At 61.5% G+C, this 19,849-nt stretch carries 21 protein-coding genes; 10 read left to right on the top strand and 11 right to left on the bottom strand.

Annotated features, from left to right (window positions below):
• Nucleotides 1-158: 158 nt before the first annotated feature.
• Nucleotides 159-1,178, bottom strand: coding sequence for a cyclase family protein (locus ACKPCU_RS03310; RefSeq protein WP_321349896.1), 1,020 nt, complete (start codon nt 1,176-1,178; stop codon nt 159-161).
• Between the two features lie 245 nt (nt 1,179-1,423).
• On the opposite strand from ACKPCU_RS03310, the gene ACKPCU_RS03305 reads away from it, so the two are divergent.
• Nucleotides 1,424-2,221: an undecaprenyl-diphosphate phosphatase gene (locus ACKPCU_RS03305; RefSeq protein WP_321349894.1), complete on the top strand. Its 798-nt coding sequence runs from the start codon at nt 1,424-1,426 to the stop codon at nt 2,219-2,221.
• On the opposite strand, the gene ACKPCU_RS03300 is transcribed toward ACKPCU_RS03305, so the two are convergent.
• The gene (locus ACKPCU_RS03300) at nt 2,198-2,881 is read right to left on the bottom strand and encodes a cupin domain-containing protein (RefSeq protein ID WP_321349892.1); all 684 of its coding nucleotides are present in this window, start codon (nt 2,879-2,881) and stop codon (nt 2,198-2,200) included. The two genes, ACKPCU_RS03305 and ACKPCU_RS03300, sit on opposite strands and share 24 nt — an antisense overlap.
• On the bottom strand, nt 2,878-5,142 hold the full coding sequence (locus tag ACKPCU_RS03295; RefSeq protein ID WP_321349889.1) for a putative bifunctional diguanylate cyclase/phosphodiesterase: 2,265 nt from the start codon (nt 5,140-5,142) through the stop codon (nt 2,878-2,880). The genes ACKPCU_RS03300 and ACKPCU_RS03295 overlap by 4 nt, the downstream gene beginning before the upstream one ends.
• 150 nt (nt 5,143-5,292) lie before the next feature.
• Between ACKPCU_RS03295 and desA the strand changes: the two genes are divergently transcribed.
• Together desA and ACKPCU_RS03285 are read left to right on the top strand one after the other, a co-directional pair.
• Entirely contained in the window at nt 5,293-6,477 is a 1,185-nt protein-coding gene (desA, locus tag ACKPCU_RS03290; RefSeq protein ID WP_321349887.1) for a delta-9 fatty acid desaturase DesA, read from the top strand.
• An 88-nt stretch (nt 6,478-6,565) separates the two neighbouring features.
• A complete protein-coding gene (locus ACKPCU_RS03285; protein ID WP_104736584.1) occupies nt 6,566-7,456 on the top strand; it encodes a peptidoglycan DD-metalloendopeptidase family protein in 891 nt (296 codons plus the stop codon).
• Between the two features lie 78 nt (nt 7,457-7,534).
• Here the strand turns inward: ACKPCU_RS03285 and rpmG are convergent, their stop codons facing one another.
• The 3 genes from rpmG to radC all read right to left on the bottom strand — a co-directional run bounded on the left by rpmG (nt 7,535) and on the right by radC (nt 8,812).
• The gene (gene rpmG, locus ACKPCU_RS03280) at nt 7,535-7,690 is read right to left on the bottom strand and encodes a 50S ribosomal protein L33 (RefSeq protein ID WP_083723973.1); all 156 of its coding nucleotides are present in this window, start codon (nt 7,688-7,690) and stop codon (nt 7,535-7,537) included.
• A gap of 11 nt (nt 7,691-7,701) precedes the next feature.
• Nucleotides 7,702-7,938: a 50S ribosomal protein L28 gene (rpmB, locus tag ACKPCU_RS03275; protein WP_088275752.1), complete on the bottom strand. Its 237-nt coding sequence runs from the start codon at nt 7,936-7,938 to the stop codon at nt 7,702-7,704.
• Between the two features lie 199 nt (nt 7,939-8,137).
• On the bottom strand, nt 8,138-8,812 hold the full coding sequence (radC, locus tag ACKPCU_RS03270; RefSeq protein ID WP_104736585.1) for a RadC family protein: 675 nt from the start codon (nt 8,810-8,812) through the stop codon (nt 8,138-8,140).
• A 144-nt stretch (nt 8,813-8,956) separates the two neighbouring features.
• Here radC and coaBC point away from each other — a divergent pair, with 144 nt between their 5' ends.
• Genes coaBC through ACKPCU_RS03245 form a run of 5 tightly spaced genes read left to right on the top strand, consistent with a single transcriptional unit; the run spans nt 8,957 to nt 14,568 of the window.
• Nucleotides 8,957-10,177 (top strand): bifunctional phosphopantothenoylcysteine decarboxylase/phosphopantothenate--cysteine ligase CoaBC, encoded by a 1,221-nt coding sequence (gene coaBC / locus ACKPCU_RS03265; RefSeq protein ID WP_321349872.1) that lies wholly within the window; start codon nt 8,957-8,959, stop codon nt 10,175-10,177.
• A gap of 9 nt (nt 10,178-10,186) precedes the next feature.
• Nucleotides 10,187-10,642 (top strand): dUTP diphosphatase, encoded by a 456-nt coding sequence (gene dut, locus ACKPCU_RS03260; RefSeq protein ID WP_321349870.1) that lies wholly within the window; start codon nt 10,187-10,189, stop codon nt 10,640-10,642.
• Nucleotides 10,643-10,685: 43 nt separating this feature from the next.
• Nucleotides 10,686-13,175, top strand: coding sequence for a phosphomannomutase/phosphoglucomutase (locus tag ACKPCU_RS03255; protein WP_321349867.1), 2,490 nt, complete (start codon nt 10,686-10,688; stop codon nt 13,173-13,175).
• A 26-nt stretch (nt 13,176-13,201) separates the two neighbouring features.
• Entirely contained in the window at nt 13,202-14,107 is a 906-nt protein-coding gene (argB, locus tag ACKPCU_RS03250; RefSeq protein WP_321349865.1) for an acetylglutamate kinase, read from the top strand.
• Nucleotides 14,107-14,568, top strand: coding sequence for an acyl-CoA thioesterase (locus ACKPCU_RS03245; RefSeq protein ID WP_104736590.1), 462 nt, complete (start codon nt 14,107-14,109; stop codon nt 14,566-14,568). The genes argB and ACKPCU_RS03245 overlap by 1 nt, the downstream gene beginning before the upstream one ends.
• Nucleotides 14,569-14,587: 19 nt before the next feature.
• On the opposite strand, the gene ACKPCU_RS03240 is transcribed toward ACKPCU_RS03245, so the two are convergent.
• Together ACKPCU_RS03240 and pyrE are read right to left on the bottom strand one after the other, a co-directional pair.
• Nucleotides 14,588-15,193, bottom strand: coding sequence for a DUF4124 domain-containing protein (locus tag ACKPCU_RS03240; protein ID WP_104736591.1), 606 nt, complete (start codon nt 15,191-15,193; stop codon nt 14,588-14,590).
• Between the two features lie 133 nt (nt 15,194-15,326).
• On the bottom strand, nt 15,327-15,971 hold the full coding sequence (pyrE, locus tag ACKPCU_RS03235; RefSeq protein ID WP_321349861.1) for an orotate phosphoribosyltransferase: 645 nt from the start codon (nt 15,969-15,971) through the stop codon (nt 15,327-15,329).
• 202 nt (nt 15,972-16,173) lie between these two features.
• Between pyrE and ACKPCU_RS03230 the strand changes: the two genes are divergently transcribed.
• Nucleotides 16,174-16,953 (top strand): exodeoxyribonuclease III, encoded by a 780-nt coding sequence (locus tag ACKPCU_RS03230; RefSeq protein WP_104736593.1) that lies wholly within the window; start codon nt 16,174-16,176, stop codon nt 16,951-16,953.
• Nucleotides 16,954-17,064: 111 nt separating this feature from the next.
• On the opposite strand, the gene ACKPCU_RS03225 is transcribed toward ACKPCU_RS03230, so the two are convergent.
• Entirely contained in the window at nt 17,065-17,451 is a 387-nt protein-coding gene (locus tag ACKPCU_RS03225) for a DUF4870 domain-containing protein (protein ID WP_104736594.1), read from the bottom strand.
• A 143-nt stretch (nt 17,452-17,594) separates the two neighbouring features.
• Nucleotides 17,595-18,314 (bottom strand): ribonuclease PH, encoded by a 720-nt coding sequence (gene rph, locus ACKPCU_RS03220; protein ID WP_104736827.1) that lies wholly within the window; start codon nt 18,312-18,314, stop codon nt 17,595-17,597.
• A gap of 120 nt (nt 18,315-18,434) precedes the next feature.
• On the opposite strand from rph, the gene ACKPCU_RS03215 reads away from it, so the two are divergent.
• Complete coding sequence (locus ACKPCU_RS03215; RefSeq protein ID WP_321349857.1) at nt 18,435-19,301, top strand: YicC/YloC family endoribonuclease; 867 nt, start codon at nt 18,435-18,437, stop codon at nt 19,299-19,301.
• A gap of 45 nt (nt 19,302-19,346) precedes the next feature.
• Here the strand turns inward: ACKPCU_RS03215 and ACKPCU_RS03210 are convergent, their stop codons facing one another.
• A complete protein-coding gene (locus ACKPCU_RS03210; protein WP_321351723.1) occupies nt 19,347-19,835 on the bottom strand; it encodes an ureidoglycolate lyase in 489 nt (162 codons plus the stop codon).
• Nucleotides 19,836-19,849 lie beyond the last annotated feature (14 nt).

The raw sequence follows: 19,849 nt of genomic DNA, 5'->3' as shown, positions 1-19,849 counted from the left end.
ACGATCAGAAAATCCGCAGTCCTGAACGGCAGTCGCATAGCACCATATAGGTGCTTAAAATGCACAAAATCAGAGCGATAGCACCAAAAAGCAGCGCACCCTGTCCGTCCGGTCAGGTTTTAGGTCGCAATTCCAAATATTGATGTCGCCCGCCAGCACTAGACCAGTGCAACCGGCGACACCGGCGAACCGACTGCGCCCGGCAACCGCAGCGGCGGTGCGGTCAGCAGAAAGCGATTCCGACCGCAGGTGCGCAGATGCTGCGCCAGCTCGGTCAGGTACCAGAGTTCGCCCAGATGGACACCCAGCTTGAACAGACAATGCTCATGCAGCGGCAAGGCAGCACAACAGCCCTGCCCCTCCCGCGCCGGGTAGGCTTCGACCGCGTAATTGTCAGCAATCAGCACGCTCAGACCGCTGTCGGTAATCCACTGCAGCAGCGCCGGATCACGGCCGTCCAGCACCGCGCAGCTGGATTCCAACCGCGCCGCATCAGGTTCACGCCCCATCTCCAGAATCACGTCGGCGAAACCGGTATAGAGACAGACCATGTCGCCGGGCTCGATGACCACACCGTCTGCCTGCATGATCTGCTGCAACCGCGCGTAGTCGACCAGCACCCGCTCACGTCCGCAATGGCGCTCCAGGTCGACCAGTACCGCACGGCCGCTAACAGCCGTCTCGGCCATCTTTTCAATGCCTAGGCGCGTCGCGTTGACCCCTTCCAGCGCGTCCTCATGCCCCTCTGGACCGCGAATATCCTCACCGGCCTTCCAGCCGTTGTAATACAGCGGCTCGGCTACTCCGTCACCGTCGGCGTCAAACAGTCCGCCAACGTGCGAGAGCGCATCCCATTGTGTCGAGTACTGGGTAAACAGCAGCACCGCGTCGTCACTGACCACGTCGGTAAAGCTCGGATTCAGGCGGTGCAGCTCAAAGTTGTAGTTGAGCTTGTCGGCGCGCCCGGCGGTAAAGCGCCGGGGCGGATGACGCAGGCGGTTGAGCGCATTGCCTCCCGGATAGTCCAGCGGCAGGCTGAGGCAGAAGCTGCGGCCCTCGCGCACTTCTGCGGCACCTTGCAGCACCTTTTCGGCGGTCAGCAGATTAAGCCGCCCCAGTTCGTCATCAACACCAAAGTCACCCCAGTTCGAGCCCTCAGGCCGATGTGTCCAGCGCATGCGTCTCTCCTGTTTCTTGTCTGTTGTTCTAATTGTTTGACAATGCCACGCAATGGGAACATGGAACCATCGCGCTGGCGGTCGATCAATGAGCGTGTTGTGTACGCATAATCAGCAAGAGAGACAGCGAACGCTATTCCATAGGGGTCGCGTCCGGACCTAACGCGTGCTTTACTTGCGCGTCTTTTTCCAGCCGTGGCTCCAGCGCGCCCGGCCACCTTCAACTCACGGAGCACAGCGTCAACATGGATTGGCTGCAGGTTTTCATTCTCGCGATTGTTCAAGGCATTACCGAGTTTCTGCCGGTATCCAGCTCGGCCCACCTGATTCTGGTACCGGTGCTGACCGACTGGCCCGATCAAGGGCTGGCCTTCGACGTTGCCCTGCATCTGGGCAGCCTGTCTGCCGTGCTGATCTACTTCCGTCGCGACATTCTCGGCATGACCGTCAGTTGGGGCCGTTCACTGGCCACCCGCCAGCTGGATGACGACGCCCGCCTGGCCTGGGCGGTCATCCTCGGCACCATTCCCGTGGGGCTGGCCGGCCTGCTGCTGAAAGACACTGTCGAGACCGTGCTGCGCTCACCCGTCTATTTATCAATCGGGCTAATCGCCTTCGGCCTAGTACTGGGCTGGGCTGATTGGCGCCACCGCGGCAGCCGCAGCGAGCACCAGATGACCTGGAAAGATGTGTTGCTTATCGGCTGTGCGCAAGCGCTGGCACTGTTTCCCGGCACCTCGCGCTCCGGCATCACCATGACCGCCGCGCTGATGCTGGGCTTCAGCCGCGAGGCCTCAGCACGCTTTTCGTTCCTGCTGTCGATTCCGGTCATCGTACTGGCCTGCGGGCTGGAAACCATCGAGCTGATCGAAAGCAAGGTGGCCGTCGACTGGCTGCACATGGCGGCCGGTGTAGTGCTGTCTGGTGTTAGCGCCTACTTGTGCATCCACTACTTCCTAGCGTTCATCAAGCGGATCGGCATGCAGCCCTTTGTGATCTACCGCATTTTGCTCGGCGTACTACTGCTCTGGGTCTTCCTGTAACCCACGAAGCGCGCCGAACTTGAGCAACAGTCGGCTTGGTTCGGCGGCGCGCAGCCCCAGCTCGCCCAGCCGGGTATCGCGCAGCCAGCTGTGCGCACAGTGAGTCTGCCCCGCCTCGGTGAGACGGCCGCTGAGCAACAGCAGCTCACCTGCGGAGGCCCCCTGCCAGCGCAGCTCGGCCCCGGTCTCGCAATCCAGCAACCAGGTCTGCTCGCAGCCATGCTGGTACAGCAACCTGCCGCTGACACCGGTACAAAACGTCACCGAGTTCGCGCTGCCAGCGGCTAGCCGTACGGTTGCCTGATCGTCCCCGGCAAACTGGTTGAGCTTGACGAAAATCAGGCAACCCGGCTCGGAAAACGGAGCGTGCTCTGAACCCGCCGGGCTGCGCAGATAGCTGCCGGCGGCATAGTTACCAGAGTCATCGCTGAAAACGCCTTCCAGCACCAGAATCTCTTCTCCGGCAGGATGCCGATGGACCGGGAAGCGTGCCCCAGGCAGGTATTCCACCAGGCTGGTCACCTGTCCACTCTCCGGCGCCTCGCGCTCAAGTTGCCAGCGCCTGATCGGTGCTTGTGGTGCAGCTTGCCAGTGCTGGTCCTGCGGCCCCACGCGACAGGGCTGGCATCGATCCATGCGCAGCGGCTGGAACTCAGTCATGGGGCAGGCTCGCCGAGCAACTTCTCAATCTCACTGGCCGGCAGCGGGCGATTGTAGAGATAGCCCTGCCCCAGGTCGCAACCGAACTGATGCAGCACCCGTTGCTGCTCCTCGCTCTCGATACCTTCAGCAATGACCTTCAGCTGCAAGCTCTTGCCCAGCGCAATAATCGCCCGCGCCATGGCACTGTCACTGTCGCTGCCGGGCAGGTCAGTGACAAAGCCTCGGTCAATTTTCAACTTGTTGACCGGCATACGCTTGAGCCGCAACAGCGACGAATACCCGGTACCGAAATCATCAATTGCCAGACCCACGCCAAGGATTGCCAGCCGGTCCAGCAGCAACACTCCGTCATCGTTGAAGTGCATGACTTCGTCTTCGGTCACTTCCAGCTCGAGACAACCGGGATCCAGTCCGTAACGGCGCAGCGCGGCCGCAACGTTCCCAAACACGTCGCCGCGCTCCATCCAGTAACCGGACATGTTCACCGCCATCGACTGCAATGGATACCCCGCATCCAGCCAGTGCCTCAGTTGGCGGCAGGCCTCATCCAGCACGAACTCATCGATATCACTCATCATGCCGGCGTTGCGGGCCACCGGCAGGAACTCGTCAGGTGCAATAATCCCCTGAGTCGGATGCTGCCAGCGCACCAGCGCCTCCAGACCAACCGGTCGACCGGTGCCCAGATCCATCTGCAGTTGGTAATAGACGCGCAGCTGATTGAGCGCGATGGCTTCGTGCAGGTCGGTTTCCAGATTCAATCGCCGCCGCGCCTGCTCGGTCAGCTCCTGAGTATAGAAGGCATAGCCGTTACGCCCACGCTGCTTGGCCAGCGACATCGCCGAATCCGCGTTTTTCAGCAACTCGGCGCCATCTACGCCATCATCCGGAAACAGGGCCAGACCGATGCTCGCGCTCATGTGCAGCAACTGCCCGGACAGTTCGAACGGCGCCTGTAGCAGGTGCAAAATACGCTCGGCGAGCTTGCCCATGTCTGCAACCGCTGCACGCCGCTCGACCAGCAATGCAAACTCGTCGCTGCTCAGGCGCGCGAGGGTGTCACCGTCCTCACACAGCTGCTGCACCCGCTGGGTCACCAGTTGCAGCAGGTGATCTCCGGCACTGTGCCCAAGGCTGTCGTTGACCCCCTTGAAACGGTCCAGATCAATGAACAGCAGACCCAATCCACTCTGCTGGCGGCGAGCGCGAGCAATGGCCGTACTCAGGCGTTCATTAAGCAGCAGCCGGTTGGGCAGCTTGGTTAGTGGGTCATGGTGCGCAAGGTAGTCAATCTCCTGCTGGTTGCGCTTGATCACACTCATGTCGGCAAACACGGCAACGTAATGACTCAGCTCTCCATGATGATCCTTGACGCTGATGATGTTCTGCCACTGGGGGTACACTTCGCCGTTCTTGCGTCGATTCCAGACTTCGCCGGACCAGCGCCCGGTGGCGTGCAGCTGCTGCCAGAGCTGGCGATAGAACGTGCGATCGTGACGGCCTGACGCCAGTATGCGCGGCTGCCGGCCAATCACCTCACCGGGCTCATAGCCGGTGATCTTGCAGAAGGCGTTGTTGACGTCGAGGATCGTCTGGTCCACATCACAGATCAGCATCCCTTCGCTGGTGCAATCAAACATCACCCCGGCCTGGCGCAAACGTTGCTCACGCTCAATCTGCTCGCTGACATCACGCAGCATGCCAACCATCCGCGTGACACGCCCGTCATTGTTGCGAACCGCCCGGCCAGCCGCTTCAATCCAGATCGTGCGGCCATCCGGTTGACGTACCCGATAGCTGAGGTCCAGTCGCTCGGTGTCACCACGTAAGTGCCGCACCAACGCAAGTCTGGCTGGCTCGCGATCTTCCGGGTGCAACAATGCCAGCCAGTCGCTGGGCAGCGGCCCCTGCTGATTCAGCCCGAGGATTTGCCGACCGCGCAGCGACAGATACATTTCACCACTGCTGACATCCCAGTCCCAAAGTCCGTCGTTACCACCAATCAGCGCCAGATTGAAACGCTCCTGACTGCGCTTGAGTGCCTCTTCCTGCTGTCGGCGTCGGCGCAGGTGGTAACGGACCGAGAAGAACAGTAGCCCGCCGGTGACAAGGACAAAGGCAACGCCCTTGATACTCTGCAGGCGCTGCTGCGACTCGGCGTCAGCCATCATAAGCAGCGAGTCGCTGAACAGGACCCAGCCGATGGCGACGACCACGTAAGATAACGTGACCATCCAGGCGCTGGAGTTCGAATTCATACCGGAGCACCGGTGCATTTCATCAACATTTGGAAACTATAGCAGCCATGGCTCGGCGACCTGTGGTCATGTTCATCACTCATCGGTTGATCCATAATCAACCTGATACGGGCTTTTTGCCCGCGTAGTCTAACGAGGTAAAGCAGATTTATGTGGTACAACGGCATACTCAATTGGTCTGGTTGGCAGCTGCTGGCGGTAACGCTGGTTCTGACCCATATCACCATCGTCAGCGTCACCGTCTACCTGCACCGCTATTCCGCGCACCGCTCCCTGGAGCTGCACCCGGCGCTCAAACACTTCTTCCGCTTCTGGTTGTGGCTCACAACCAGCATGAACACCCGTGAATGGACCGCCATTCATCGCAAGCACCACGCCAAATGCGAAACACCGGACGACCCGCACAGCCCGGTTCACAAAGGCTTGCTCACGGTACTGCGCAAAGGCGCCGAACTATACATGGAAGAGGCAAAAAACGAAGAGACCCTGCGCATCTACGGCAAAAACTGCCCGGATGACTGGATCGAACGCAACCTCTACCAGCGCTTCCCGCTGGCCGGCGTTACCCTGATGGCACTGATCGATCTTGCCCTGTTCGGCGTGCTCGGCTTGACCGTCTGGGCGGTGCAAATGCTGTGGATCCCAGTGCTGGCGGCTGGCGTCATCAACGGTCTTGGTCACGCGCTTGGCTATCGCAACTTTGAGTGTCGCGATGCGGCTACCAACCTGGTTCCGTGGGGCATTCTGATCGGTGGTGAAGAGCTGCACAACAACCATCACACCTATCCCAACTCGGCCAAGCTGTCAGTCAAGAAGTGGGAATTTGACCTGGGCTGGATGTGGATTCGGCTGTTCAGCCTGTTCGGCCTGGCCGATGTGCGCCGCACTGCGCCAATTGCCCACAAGATCGCCGGCAAGCAGACACTGGACATGGATACCGCCATGGCGATCCTCAACAATCGCTTTCAGATCATGGCGCAGTACCGCAAGCACGTAATCAAACCGCTGGTGCGCAGCGAGCTCGCGCGCCTCGACGCCTCAATGCACCACCTGTTCCGCCGTGCCAAGCGCCTGCTTAGCCGTGAGACCAGCCTGCTGGACGACCAGCATCAGGCACGCATCCAGACCATGCTGGACCACAGCCAGGCGCTCAAGGTGATCTACGAGAAGCGCCTGGCACTGCAGCAGATCTGGGGGCGCACCAGCGCCAACAGCCACGAAATGCTGCAGGCCCTGAAGGACTGGTGCCATCAGGCCGAGGAAAGCGGTATCAAGGCACTGCAGGATTTCGCCAGCCACCTGCGCAGCTACTCGCTACGGCCGAACATGGCCTGAGTCACAACGCTCTCGGTGCGGGTCGCAACGGCCCGCATTCAGCGCTAGACTCGGCTTCTGCCAGCACGAATAACACAGGTAGCAGCGGATGCGCGCCTTACTGTCATTGCCCCTGCTGCTGGCCAGCCCTCTGTTGCTGGCCGGCAACATCTACAAGTACACCGATGAAAACGGTGTGACCACCTATACCGACAGGCGAGTCGAGGGTGCCCAGGTCATCGTCTTCCGTGACGCCATGGTCGAGAACGTCGACCGTGAGGTATACGTCACCAAGCAACGCCACGCGGGTGGCGAAACCCTGATCGTTCACAACGACCTGTATGCGCCAGTCGAAATTCGCCTGAGCATCAACAACGCGCGCAACATCAGCGGCGCGCCGGCCAGCCCGATCAACTGGGTGTTGCCACCGCGCCAACAAATCCGACTGGTCACGCTGCAGCCTACCGGCAACGGCGAACCGCACTACGACTATCGACTTGAGCACGCACTTGGCGACCCGCGGGCTCAGCAAACCCTGACCCACTATCCACTGCCCTGGCGGGGCGGCCCGTTCCGCATGACCCAGGGCCCGGGCGGACGCTACAGCCACTCCAGCCCCAAGGGCCGGTACGCCTTCGACATTGCCATGCCGGTCGGCACACCCATCGTCGCCGCCCGCGCCGGCCTGGTCGTGAAGATCGAGAACAACCAGACTGGCCGTGGCAGCAACCCGTCCGGCAACTTCGTTCGACTGCTGCATGACGACGGCACCATGGGCGTCTACCTGCACCTCAAGCGCGGCTCGGTCCAGGTCAGTGAAGGCCAGCGGGTCAATCCAGGTCAACTGCTCGCTCTGTCAGGCAATACCGGCAACAGCACCGGCCCGCACCTGCACTTTGTGGTGCAGAAAAATGTTGGCCTGCAGACCGTCTCCATCCCCTTCGAGTTCGCCCAACCGGTCGACAGCCTGCCGAATTTCGCTATCGGCGGCGAACCCTAAGCTTAGGGTCTGTTGACCCTATATCACAGACAACAAAAAACCCGCTCGAGAGCGGGTTTTTGTCAGCAAGCAAAGACCTTATTTGATCTTGGCTTCCTTGTAAGTCACGTGCTTACGTACGACCGGATCGAATTTCTTGATTTCGATCTTGTCGGGAGTGGTGCGCTTGTTCTTGTCGGTAGTGTAAAAGTGACCAGTACCGGCAGAGGACACCAAACGAATCAATTCACGCATGATGATACTCCTTAGACTTTTTCGCCGCGGGCGCGGATTTCAGCCAGAACCGCATCGATACCGCGCTTGTCGATGATGCGCATGCCCTTGGCAGTAGTGCGCAGACGGACGAAACGCTTTTCCGACTCAACCCAGAAACGATGGTACTGCAGGTTAGGCAGAAAACGACGCTTGGTTTTGTTGTTAGCGTGGGAAACGTTGTTCCCAGTAACCGGACCCTTGCCGGTCACTTGACATACTCGAGACATGGTTAACCCTCTCCAACCACTTGCCCAACCCGAACTGGTTGGAAGCCATAAAAGAATCTGTTGTCCAGCCGGGGCGAGTGGATTTAACCCGCCTGAAATACACATTTGCAGGCGCAGCCCCGAGAAGAGCGGAGCTTTATACCAAAAAGCCCAACACCAAGCAACGCTTTTTCTACATCAGGCCTTCCAGGCAAGGCACTTACAACAAGCCCCTTTCCGCCATCGAGACGGGATCTCCATCCCCTATGACAAGGTGGTCCAGCACCCGTATATCGAGCATTGCAAGACTATCGCGCAAGCGGCGTGTGAGCTGAAGGTCCGCCTGACTCGGCTCAGCAATACCCGACGGATGGTTGTGGGTCAGGATCAACGCCGCCGCATTGAGCGCCAACGCACGCTTGAGCACTTCACGGGGATAGACACTGGCGCTGTCGATGGTGCCGCGAAACAGTTCCTCGAAGGCGATCACCCGATGCTGGTTGTCCAGAAACAGGCAGGCAAATACCTCGTGCGGCAGTGCGGCCAGACGACTGCGCAAGAACTGCCGCACAGCGCCGGGCGAGGTTAGCGCGTCACCACGCTTCAGGTCCTCAAACAGATGTCGGCGCCCCATTTCCAGCACAGCCTGCAGCTGAGCAAATTTGGCAGGCCCGAGCCCGGCGTGGGCCGAGAACTCGGTCAGATCGGCCTGCAACAGGGCACGCAAGCTGCCGAACGCCACCAACAGCCGCCGCGCCAGATCCACCGCACTGCAGCCGGGCAGCCCGGTGCGCAAAAAAATCGCCAGCAGCTCGGCGTCAGACAGCGCCTCAGCCCCCTGCGCCAATAATTTTTCCCGCGGCCGTTCCGCCGCTGGCCAGTCGGTAATTGCCATGCACGCTCCCTGTGCTGTCGGATCACTCACAAACACCCACCGGCCGCCCCGCCCACAGGCGCGCGGCGGCCAGTGCTGTGCTATCGTAGCGGGCATTTCGCAGGCTCTCCAAAGGCCCGCTCGCAGCATGAGGGGAAGTTCACAATGCAGTCGTTATCCAACAAGCAGGTGGTACTCGGCGTCAGTGGCGGCATTGCTGCCTACAAGAGCGCCGAACTGATCCGCCGCCTGCGCGACGCCGGTGCTGAAGTACGCGTGGTAATGACCCATGCCGCCCGCGAGTTTATTACCCCGCTGACGCTGCAAGCGTTGTCCGGCCACCCGGTACACGGTGACCTGCTTGACCCGGCCGCAGAAGCTGCCATGGGTCATATCGAGCTGGCGCGCTGGGCCGATCTGGTACTGATCGCGCCGGCCACGGCTGATCTGATGGCCCGACTGGCACAGGGCCGTGGCGACGACCTGCTGACCACTCTGGTGTTGGCCACAGACGCGCCCATAGCCATTGCCCCGGCGATGAACCAGGCGATGTGGCGCGACGCGGCCACCCAGCACAACCTGAACATGCTGCTAGAGCGCGGCGTGCACGTTTTTGGCCCCGGTGACGGCGGCCAGGCCTGCGGCGACGTTGGCCCCGGCCGCATGCTCGAGCCGACCGACATTGCCGCCCGCGCTGCCGACTGCTTCCAGCGCGGCCTGCTCAGCGGCCATCACGTACTGATCAACGCCGGGCCAACCCGCGAAGCAATCGACCCAGTGCGCTATATCTCCAACCACAGCTCCGGCAAGATGGGCTTTGCCCTGGCCGAGGCAGCCGCTGAAGCCGGCGCACGGGTCACACTGATTGCCGGCCCGGTCAACCTGCCGACCCCGGCGCGGGTGCAGCGGGTGGACGTGGTCAGCGCCCAGGACATGCTCGAAGCCTGTCAGGCGGCGCTGCCCGCTGATCTTTTTATTGCCTCGGCAGCGGTTGCCGATTACCGGCCCGATACCTGCGCTGAACAGAAGCTGAAAAAGACTCCGGGCAGCGACGACGGCATGACCCTGAGACTGATCCGCAACCCCGACATTCTGGCGACCCTAGCGACCGGCGCGCAGCGTCCGCGCTGCTGCGTCGGCTTTGCCGCCGAAACCCAGGACGTACTGGGCTACGCCCGCGACAAGCTGCAACGCAAGAACCTCGACCTGATCATCGCCAATGATGTCAGCCAGAGTGAGATCGGGTTTAATAGTGACGACAACGCGGTCACCCTGATCGATCAACAACTGACCACAACTACCCTGCCGCAGGCCAGCAAGCAGAAGCTGGCCCGCGACATCATCAGCCGTCTGGCTGCCCTGCTGGACCAGCAGGACAGTAACTGAGGAGCCCCGATGCACGCGCTGCAAGCCAAAGTAATGGACCCCCGCCTCGGCGCCGAGTGGCCGCTGCCAGCCTATGCCACCGGTGGCTCGGCCGGTCTCGACCTGCGAGCCATGCTGGATGCCCCGCTAGCCCTGGAGCCGGGACAGACCGAGCTGCTGCCCACCGGACTGGCCATTCACATCGCCGACCCGGGGCTGGCGGCGATGATCCTGCCGCGCTCAGGCATGGGCCACAAACACGGTATCGTGCTCGGTAACCTGGTCGGCCTGATCGACTCAGATTACCAGGGCCAGCTGATGGTCTCGTGCTGGAACCGCGGCAACCGCGCCTTTACCATCAACCCGGGGGAGCGTATCGCACAGCTGGTGCTGGTCCCGGTCTTGCAAGCAGAACTGCAGATCGTTGACAGTTTTGACGACAGCCAGCGCGGTGCTGGCGGATTCGGTCACACAGGAACCCACTGACCGCACGAGCGCGGCGTCAGTGCAGGGAGGCTCAAGAATAACGATGAAACTGACCCGAAAAACCAGCGGTACAAAGGGCTTGCCTGCAACAGCTCTGCCAATAGCGCTGTCCGTAGTAGGCATAGCGGCCGCAGCGGCCGTGCTCTGGATTGCCCTTGGCAGCTACGCGACCAAGCGCACCAGCGAACTGGAAGCCAGCTACGCTCACCAGCAGGTCAGCGCACTCAACCAAGCCCTGGCCCAGCTGGACCGCGACCTCACTCGCATCGCCGCCAACCCGCAACTGCAGGTGACGCTAGATCAGCAGCAAAGCACCCCGCTGGAGCGATTGCTGCGCTATCACGGTGCCGACACACTGGCGGTCTACACGCACGCCAGGGGCGGTGCCGAACGGATCGAAGATGACCAGGCGCCGCTGAATTTCGCCGCGCTGGACATGATTCGCCGGGCAGAACACGACCTCCCGGTGCCGATTGAAGCCCACAAGATCGGCAATCGCTGGCTGATTTATGGCGTCAAGCCACTGCGCGCCTCGGAAAACGCACCAATCGGCGGCACCCTGACCGCCGTGATGCAGATGGCGCGCATCACCGCGACCTTACCTGACCTGCCCGCGCAGGTTGGTCAGATAAAGCTGATCCAGCAGTTTCCCAACGCGCCCGAGCAGGTACTGTTCGAGCGCGGTGAAGGAAACGGCGCGACAGTATCGCTGCAGACCAGTAATCCGGCCTGGCGCATTGAGTTCCGGCGTGGCCCTGCGATCTCGAGCGTCAAGCCCAGCATCCTGCTGCTGACCATCGCCGGCCTGATGGCCCTGATTGGCACCCTGCTCGGCATGCTGCTCCTGCAACGCAGTTGGAGTCGCGCTTTGCGCGCCGACGCCAACACCCTGACCCAACTGACCCTTGGCCACAAAGCGCAAGGCATCAAACTGGGACCACTTGAGCCACTGGCGCAGAACATCCAGCAACTGCTCAAGCGAGCGCCCGAAGCCGACAACCCAGCAGCCAACAGCAGCCCGAGTACCGAGCCCAAGCCCAAGCCCCCTGTCAGTCCGTACCAGCAAGACAACGACATACTTGATATCGACATCCTCGACGACGACCCATTCAACATGCAGACACCCGACACCGACAGCAGTAGCCAACACGCTGACATTCCAGAGCTGCCCGCCGAAATCTTCCGCGCCTACGATATCCGCGGCGTGGTAGGCAAAAGTCTGACCGAAGAAGGCGTTTACTGGCTCGGCCGCGCCATTGGCAGCGCCTCGCTCGACGCCGGTGAGCCCAAGGTTGTGGTCGGTCGCGACGGCCGCCTGTCCGGCCCGGCGCTGAGCGAGCGGCTGATTCAGGGCCTGGTCGACAGCGGCTGTCAGGTCGCCGACCTGGGCATGGTGCCGACGCCGGTTGTCTACTTCGCGACCAACACCACCGACGCCAGCTCCGGCGTGATGATTACCGGCAGCCACAACCCGCCGGCCTACAACGGCCTGAAAATTGTCATCGCCGGGCAAACCCTGTCCGGTGAGCAGATCACCGCCCTGCACCAGCGCCTGCAACAGAACCAGCTGCGTACTGGCAACGGTGCCAGTGATCGACTCGAGATTCTCGACAGCTATCTGAACCACATCGTTGAAGACGTCCTCATCGCACGTCCACTGAAGGTCGTGGTCGACTGCGGTAACGGGGTTGGCGGCGTGATTGCCGAACGCCTGCTTGAGGGCATCGGCTGCGAGGTGATTCCGCTGTTCTGCGATGTGGACGGCCTGTTCCCCAACCATCACCCGGATCCGGGCAAGCCGGAGAACCTGATCACGCTGATCGAGACCGTACAGCGCGAAGGTGCCGATCTCGGCGTTGCCTTTGACGGCGATGCCGACCGCCTCGGCTTTGTCACCAACAGCGGCGAGATGATCTATCCGGACCGGCTGATGATGCTGTTTGCCGAGGACATCGTCACCCGCAACCCCGGCGCCGACATCGTCTTTGACGTCAAATGCTCACGCCAGCTGCCCCAGGTCATCAGCCGAGCTGGCGGCCGGCCGATCATGTGGAAGTCCGGCCACTCGCTGGTCAAGGCCAAGATGAAGGAAACCGGCGCCCTGCTCGGTGGCGAGATGAGCGGGCACCTGTTCTTCAAGGAGCGCTGGTTCGGCTTCGACGACGGCCTCTACAGCGCCTGCCGCCTGCTCGAGCTGCTGTCGCTGCAGCCCGACAGCGCCGATCAGGTGATGGCCCGCTATCCGGCCAGCATCAGCACCCCGGAAATCAACCTCACGGTCGGCGAGGAGCGCAAGTTCCAGATCATCGAGGCGCTGACAGCAGAGGGTAACTGGGGCGACGGCGAGGTCACCAGCATTGACGGCATCCGTGTAGACTTTGCCAACAGCTGGGGCCTGATCCGCGCCTCCAACACCACGCCGGTGCTGGTACTGCGCTTCGAGGCTGACAGCGACGCGGAGCTGACCCGCGTGCAGGACCTGTTCCGTCAGCAACTGCAGGCCATCGCACCCGACCTGCAACCCACATTCTGAATCACCACAGGAGACACCAGACCACCATGTTGAGTCGCGACGCCGCCGCCCAGGTTTCACGCGTTCTTACCGAAGCCCTGCCCTATATCCAGCGCTTCACCGGCAAGACCATCGTCATCAAGTACGGCGGAAACGCCATGGAAAACGATGAGCTGAAAAACAGCTTTGCCCGCGACATCGTGCTGATGAAAACGGTCGGCATCAATCCGGTAGTGGTCCATGGCGGCGGTCCGCAGATCGGTGATCTACTCAAGCGACTGAACATCGAAAGCCAGTTCATCGAAGGCATGCGGGTGACCGACAGCCAGACCATGGATGTGGTGGAAATGGTCCTCGGCGGCCAGGTCAACAAGGACATTGTCAACCTGATCAACCAGCATGGCGGCAGCGCCATCGGCCTGACCGGCAAGGACGCCGGCCTGATCAAGGCGCGCAAGCTCAGAGTCAGTCGTCACACTCCGGGCATGGACAAACCCGAGATCATCGACATTGGCCACGTTGGCGAGGTCTCCAGCGTCAACGCCAACCTGATCAATCGCCTGGTCTCCGATGACTACATTCCGGTCATCGCTCCGATCGGCGTTGGCAGCGACGGCGCCTCCTACAACATCAACGCTGATCTGGTTGCCGGTAAAGTCGCCGAGGCGCTGGGCGCCGAGAAACTGATGCTGCTGACCAACATCGCCGGCCTGATGGACAAGGAAGGCAAGGTGCTGACCGGCCTGAGCACCACGCAGGTTGACGCACTGATCGCCGATGGCACCATCTACGGCGGCATGCTGCCGAAGATTCGCTGCGCGCTGGACGCGGTACAGGGCGGTGTCGGCAGCGCCATCATTGTCGATGGCCGCGTGCCCAACGCCGTGCTGCTGGAACTGTTCACCGACACCGGCGTCGGCACCCTGATCACCAATCAGGCACGAGACGAGTAATGAACAAGACCGACTTTCGCTTCAGCACGCCGCTGCGCGTGCGCTGGTCCGAGGCGGACCCCCAGGGCATCGTCTTCAACGGCCACTATCTGAACTACGCGGATGTCGGCGTCACCGAGTACTACCGGGAGCTGCGCGCCGACGCCGGCGTGCAGCCCGGAGAGGGCCTCGATGGCAGCGAGTTTTTCGCCGCCAGAACCCTGCTCGACTACAAGGCGTCAGCGCTGTTTGATGATCTGCTGGACATCCGTCTGCGGATTGCCCGCTTCGGCAACTCCAGCATGAGCTTTGTGGTGGGAATCTATCGCGGGGACACGCTGCTGGTCAGCGGCGAGATCGTCTACGTGCATGCCAATCAGCAGACCCGTCGACCGGAACCTATCCCGGAGTCCTTCAAGGCAGCTGTTCGCCGCTTCGAAACTCGGCCCCCCGAAGAGGCCGGCGCCGCTGTACAGGGCTGACCTGGGGGAAGAATCTGAACTACTGCGGCGGCGGCTCGTCGCCAAGCAGAAGCGACAGCCGCGAGCGCTGGGCGGCGTAATCTGCCTTCACCGCAGCAATCTCGCCCTCAGTGCGCTCGATTCGCTGCTGCTGAAGCCGTGTTTCGGAATCGACGGCCTGCAACTGATCAAGAATGGCTTTATCCACCTTGCGCCCGGCCCGCTCCTGATCGGCCGCCTGCGCGCGCAACTCCTCGCGTTCAGTCTGCAGCTCGGCAATGTTGGCGCGCGCCACCGCAATCTGGTTATCCAACTGCTGGAGCTGACGGGCCTGGGCCCGGTCCAGATCGGCAAGACTGCTGTATAGCCGCAGCAGGGTGGCATCCTCAGCATCCTGTTTTTTCTGGGCTTCCAGCGCCAGCCGACGGGCCTCTCGCTCCTCGGCCGACGGGGCAGCCGGGACGACTTGCTTGACCCGACCATTGCTGTCGAGCACTTCATAACCACGAGCAACAAACTGCGGTGGCACCTGCCGACCAAGCACCACAACACCGTGGTCATCGACATAGCGGTACAGATCGCCAGCAACGCTCAGCGACGAAACCATCATCAGGGTCAGTGCAGCACAGCTCAAGATCCGATTCATCGCAGGCGGTTCCTCGTCCGTTCCAGCCTTCCTTTGCGTAACTTCGAAGCCAGGCTTGCTGGCCAATTGGCAGTATATCGGCCGCCGCAATCAAACCGTTAGCCCATGTTAAGCGGCACCGGCCGAACCGTGATCAGACGCCGAATTCGGCGCGATAGGCCTGCACTGCCGGCAAGTGTTGCTGCAGCTCCGGGTCATCCTTGATGAAGTCCATGACTTGATTCAGGCTGACAATGCTGATGACCGGAATTGCGAAGTCACGCTCGACCTCTTGGATTGCCGACAGCTCGCCCTGTCCGCGCTCCTGACGATCCAGGGCAATCATCACGGCAGCCGGTGTCGCGCCAGCCTGCTGAATGATCTGCATGACCTCACGCACAGCGGTACCGGCAGTGATCACATCGTCAACGATCAGCACGCGACCTTCAAGCGGTGCGCCCACCAGCGAACCACCCTCGCCGTGATCCTTGGCTTCCTTGCGATTGAAGCAGTAGGGCAGGTTGCGGTCGAAGCTGTCCGCCAGCGCCACTGCCGTGACAGCCGCCAGAGGGATCCCCTTATAGGCCGGTCCAAAAATCACGTCGACGCCCGGCAGACCGCTGTGCACCAGCGCCTGGGCGTAGAAACGACCCAGCCGACTGAGTGAGGCGCCGTCGTTGAACAGACCCGCATTGAAGAAATACGGACTCTTGCGCCCTGACTTGAGAGTGAACTCGCCAAATCGCAAGACATTGCGATCCAGCGCAAAACGAATGAACTCCCGCTGATATTCGTGCATCTACACCCTCATCATTAACAAAAGGACCGGGGCTGCTGACGCCGAGGCCATCCGGCGACGCTCGTCGCTTATCCAGAATGACCAAACCACGCGCCTCGTTTCTTGCCCGACAGCTTTACCGGCTGCAACCGCCGGGTTAACGAAACTACAACAGACCCTCAAGCTCGGGTATCATACACGCTGGTTTTTTGGGGGACCATGCATGCGAATCATCAGTCTTAACGTCAATGGAGTGAAGGCCGCCGCCGAGCGTGGCCTGTTTGACTGGCTGCGCACTCAGGATGCTGATGTCATCTGTCTGCAGGACATCCGCGTTACCGCCCCCGAACTGGAGCAGGACCCGTACTGGCTGGACGGCTACTGGCAATATTGCTTCGAAGCCGAAACCCCGTCCCAGGGCGGTGTCGCGATCTACACCCGGGTCGCCCCCAAAGCGATCATCATGGGTCTGGGCTTCGAGTCCGCCGACCGTTACGGCCGCTTCATGCAGGCCGACTTCGACAAGCTCAGCATCGGCTCACTGCTGCTTCCCTCCGGCCGTGACGGCGACGCCGACCTGAACCAGAAGTTCAAGTTCATGGAAGACTTCGCCAACTACCTGAACAAGCAGCGCCGCAAGCGCCGCGAATTCATCTACTGTGGCTCCCTGTATGTCGCCCACCTCAAGCTGGACGTAAAAAACTGGCGCGACTGCCAGAACGAACCCGGCTTCATGGCGCCCGAGCGAGCCTGGATGGACGAGATCTTCGGCAACATGGGCTACGTCGATGCGCTACGCGAAGTCACCCGCGAGTCCGAACTCTACAGCTGGTGGCCCAACAGCGAACAGGCGGAGAATCTCAACCTCGGCCTGCGCTTCGACTACCAGTTCCTGACTCCTGGCCTGCGCCGCTTCGTCAAACAGGCCAAAATCCCGCGCAATGCGCGCTTCTCTCAGCACGCACCGGTGATTATCGACTACGACTGGACCCTGAGCATCTGAGATACTGCAAGCGATGATCTGGGGATACCTACCCTTGTCGCAACAGAATCAGCCGCACAAACGAAAAACACCCCCGGAGCCGATGGCTGCGGGGGTGTTTTTTTGCTTCGCCTATTTAATCAGGCGCCAGCAGAACGGATAGCGGTAAGCCTGACCTTCGTTGGCCTTGATCGCGGCAATGATGGTCAGCACCAGCGCGCCTACCCCCACCACCCACATCAGCAGCAGGCCAATCAGCACCAGTGCCAACAACAGGCAAACCAGCATCAGCAAGGCAACGGTGATCTGGAAATTGAGCGCTTCCTTGCCTTGATCATCGACAAAGGGGTCCATGTCTTTCTTCAGCTGCCAGATGATCAACGGGCCGACCAGGTTGCCGAACGGAAAAATGAACCCCAGCAATGCGGACAGGTGCACAAACAGCGCCCACTGGCGCGCTTCCGGGCCGGGCGTCGCGGGCGGCGGCGTATTGTCAGTCTGGGTTACTGGATCAGTCATCGCAGGCACTCCTTGGCGTAAAAACAGATTTACGCGAGTTTTAACAGAGTTTCCGCTCCCTGCCTACGCCAGTGCCCGCGCCAGCGCGACCGCCGCACAAAAAAGGCCGCCCAAAGGCGGCCTTTTCAGCGCAGAGACGCGAGTCAGTCCTCCAGCGCAGCGCGCTGCAGCACAAACAGCTCCTCGGTGCCCTTGCGTGCCAGCGCCAGCATGGCATTCAGGTCCTCGGCACTGAACGGCGCCGCCTCGGCGGTGCCCTGCACTTCGATAAAGCCGCCCTTGTCGGTCATCACCACATTCAGGTCGGTATCGGCAGCCGAGTCTTCCGGATAATCCAGATCCAGCACCGGCACACCCTGATAGATGCCGACCGAGATCGCGGCAATCATCTGCACCTCAGGCACCTTCTTGATCGCGCCACGCTGCTTCATGGCCCGCAGCGCATCGACCAACGCCACGCAGGCGCCGGTGATCGACGCGGTACGGGTACCGCCATCGGCCTGGATCACATCGCAGTCGATGTACAGGGTGTTTTCGCCCAGCGTCTTCAGGTCAACCGCGGCGCGCAGCGAGCGACCAATCAGCCGCTGGATTTCCAGCGTGCGACCACCCTGCTTGCCACGGCTCGACTCACGCTGCATACGCGAGCCGGTAGAGCGCGGCAGCATGCCGTATTCAGCGGTGATCCAGCCCTGGCCGCTGCCACGCAGGAAGCGCGGCACGCCGGCCTCAACACTCACGGTACAGATGACTTTGGTGTCGCCAAACTCGACCAGCACGGAGCCTTCGGCATGCTTGGTGTAATGACGGGTCAGGGTAACCTGGCGCATCTGGTCGGCGGCGCGTTCGCTGGGGCGTTTCATCATCTGGAATCCTTGTACTGCAGGTGGGAAGACCGCGGAGTATAGCACCCCGACGATACCCCCGGACCGCAGCAAGGCGCTACAATGCCCATCCGCTCACCGACCAGACAGAGGATCCGCATGGTTTACAGCATGACCGCCTTCGCCCGCAGCGAACTCAGCACCGATCAGGGCAACCTGGCCTGGGAACTGCGGTCGGTGAACCACCGCTATCTGGAAGTCACCCTGCGCCTGCCCGAAGCCTTCCGCGAACTGGAGGGTCCGCTGCGCGAACTGCTGCGCAAGCAGCTGGCCCGCGGCAAGGTCGAGTGCACCCTGCGCTTCAATCCGGCCGAGCAGCAGTCCAGCGAGCTCAGCCTGAACCAGCCATTACTCGATCAGCTGATCCGCACCACCGAGCAGCTCAGCGCCCGCCTGCAGAACGCCGGTCCGGTCAACCCACTCGAGCTGCTGGCCTGGCCGGGCGTGGTGATTGGCGAGAAGACTGATCAGGGTAACCTGGTCAAGCAGGCCCGACAGCTGTTCGATCAGGCCCTCAAGGAACTGAAGGAACACCGCGCGCGCGAAGGTGCCGAGCTGAAGCAACTGATCGAGGACCGCCTGAGCAGCATCAGCGAGCGCACCGCGGTGATCCGCGAAATGATGCCGACCCTGCTGACCGCGCACCGGCAGAAGCTGATCGACCGCTTCAACGACGCCAAACTGGAGCTGGACAGCACCCGCGTCGAACAGGAAATTGTGTTGCTGGCACAGAAGATCGACGTCGCCGAAGAGCTCGACCGCCTCGATACCCACGTCGCCGAAACCCGCCGCGTGCTGGACAGCAAAGACGCCATCGGCCGCCGCCTGGACTTCCTCATGCAGGAGTTCAACCGCGAAGCCAACACCCTCGGCTCCAAGGCCATCGATACGCGCAGCACCCAGGCGGCGGTGGATCTGAAGGTGTTTATCGAACAGATGCGCGAGCAGATCCAGAATATCGAGTAAGCCCATACCGCTCCGTTGCGGAGCGGTATCAACGTCAGCGCAGGGTCACTCCAGCGTGACCCGGATGTTGATCGGATGCTCGTCGCAGTTGTGACCGGCACCACCGCGATCAACCACCAGAAACTCCCCTTCACGCTCCAGCACCGACTGGATGGCATGCCAGGTGCCGATGCGGTAGTTGACGCCCTGGCGGCCGTCGGTGATGAAGGCGCGCACCTCGGCCGGATCAATCGCATCGCCCGGCGGCGCCACCACGATCAAAAACTGCTCCTCGTGCAGCGGCATAAACGCCTGACTGCCGAGCGGATGGCGCTCCAGAAAGGTCAGCTCCAGCGGCACGGTGACCGGCTGGCTGACAAAGATGCTGATCAGCACCCGCGGTGATTCACCGGCCACCTCAACCCTGGCCAGATCATGATGGCGACGGGTACGGCCCGCGTTGATCATGAAATGCGCGGAGCTGCGCGCATCGATCACGTCACCGAAGGCCGCGAAGGCCTCCGGTGTCAGGGGCTGGGCCGTCAGCTGCAACACGTCAGCACTCATCT

Origin of the sequence: Halopseudomonas oceani (assembly GCF_963677335.1) — a bacterium.
GTDB lineage: Bacteria > Pseudomonadota > Gammaproteobacteria > Pseudomonadales > Pseudomonadaceae > Halopseudomonas > Halopseudomonas oceani.
The sequence above is the reverse complement of the archived record's forward strand: the minus strand, read 5'-3'. Positions and strand labels throughout refer to the sequence as shown.